Source organism: Acetobacter tropicalis (genome assembly GCF_001580915.1).
Classification (GTDB): Bacteria; Pseudomonadota; Alphaproteobacteria; order Acetobacterales; family Acetobacteraceae; genus Acetobacter; species Acetobacter tropicalis.
Window position 1 is genome coordinate 1 of record NZ_LHZQ01000073.1, and the last position, 1,617, is coordinate 1,617.

Annotated in this window: 1 protein-coding gene; it reads right to left on the reverse strand. The window is 56.4% G+C overall.

What is annotated here, in order from left to right; all coding sequences use genetic code 11:
* Positions 1-90: 90 nt before the first annotated feature.
* Positions 91-1,617 (reverse strand): ISL3 family transposase (locus AD944_RS00485; RefSeq protein ID WP_061474624.1); only part of this gene is annotated, 1,527 nt, incomplete at its 5' end.

The following is a 1,617-nucleotide window of genomic DNA, read 5'->3' on the forward strand; positions in this document are numbered from 1 at the left end:
AGACATACACAATCAGGCCGGGTCAATTGCTCATGAAAATCCCGGGTCAGTTCTCGGTTCTTCCGCACTTTTCGTGATGATGTTTTTTGATTATGCGGGCTGAAGGACACGCGCCCTGAGGAGTTCGAAGCCTGCTCTTCCGAACATGGTTCGCTTGATCATTTTCAGTCGGCTGATCTGTCCTTCAACCGGGCTGGTTGTCCAAGGTGTGACAAGAGACGCTTCAATGGCAGCCGCATCCCGTTCAAGCGCGGGAATCAGACGTGACAGCAGCGTCGTCTTTCCTTCTTCCAGCAGAGCCTTCAGATCGCCTCCCGTGCAGGTGTCACCCCTTTTACAGAGCAGGGTCTGCATTTTCCTGAGCCAGCAGAGTGTGACGGCAAGGTGCGGTTCAGCTTCCAGAAGGGCAGGAACCAGCAGTCCCTCCTGTCCGGCAGATAACGGATCCTCTGCGAGGAGAAGCCGCGCAAGTCTGCGTCCCCGAGGTGCAACGACATGCGCGGAAGGAACGGGTTTCGCGGAACATCCCTGTCGCGTCGCCACCCATTTCCAGACGGTGCCATATTGTCCTGCAAAGCCCTGCTCCAGGAGTTCCCGCCATAGCTGACGACTATTGCGACATCCTTCGGACCATCTCTTTTCCAGGTGGGCTGTGTAAGGCACGAGTATGCTGCGTGACGGAACCGTTCTTTTCCATGGTGGTGCATGGCCCCGCTGAAACCAGCGCCGCACGGTTTTTCTCTCTACCCCGATCGTTGTGGCGATAGCCTGAATGCTGTGTCCCGCTGCTTTCAGGGCAAGAGCTTCCTTGAAAAGAATGTCACGCCGTTCCCCAGAGGCTGACCTGACGACCGCCTGCGCCTCTTCTGGATGCGCTCTGATTGTTTCAGATATTTTGCTTACGACCGTTGATACGTTCATCTGTCGTGTCAGGGTCCTGACAGTCGTCGTAAAACGGTCCAGAATGCTGACAAAAGCGTCTGACAGATTCTTCAGCAGATGCCAGCGGTCGGTCACCTGAAGAGCGAATGGTGCGCCTCTGCGGCATCCGTCTGCATAAGCACCGGCACGGTCTCTGGCAATGATTTCAATACCGGGGTGGGCCTGCAGCCATCGGGCAAGGGTATCAGCGTCCCGATCTGGCAGGAGGTCAATGACATCATTTTTCTCAAGATCGACCACAATCGTTCCATAGTGATGTCCCCGTCGCCATGCCCAGTCATCTACCCCCACCACGCGTGCAGGGGCCTTGTCTTTTCTGGTGTTCTGCGCCCGGGAGAGAAGACGGCGAACAAGAGTATCCGCGCTGATGGGGCAACACAGGCGCACGGTCATTCGCGCGCCAGCGGTACCACCCATGGCATGGGCAATGTAATAATGAAGATCGGTAAGACGTGTGGTCTGTCTGCCATGACGCACGGTTATCCCCTTAAGGGGCATGACAAACGTCCGACGTGGACAAAGCATCGTCTGGCAGAAAAAGCGCGGCACAGAAACGATCAGCGTGGCTGGACGGCCCTGCCATGGAAGATCCGTGAGTTTTCTCTGATAGAAACTGTGAATGCGCTGCGCGGTGACCTGACAGTCCGGACACACGGCACTTCGCTTTCGCAGACC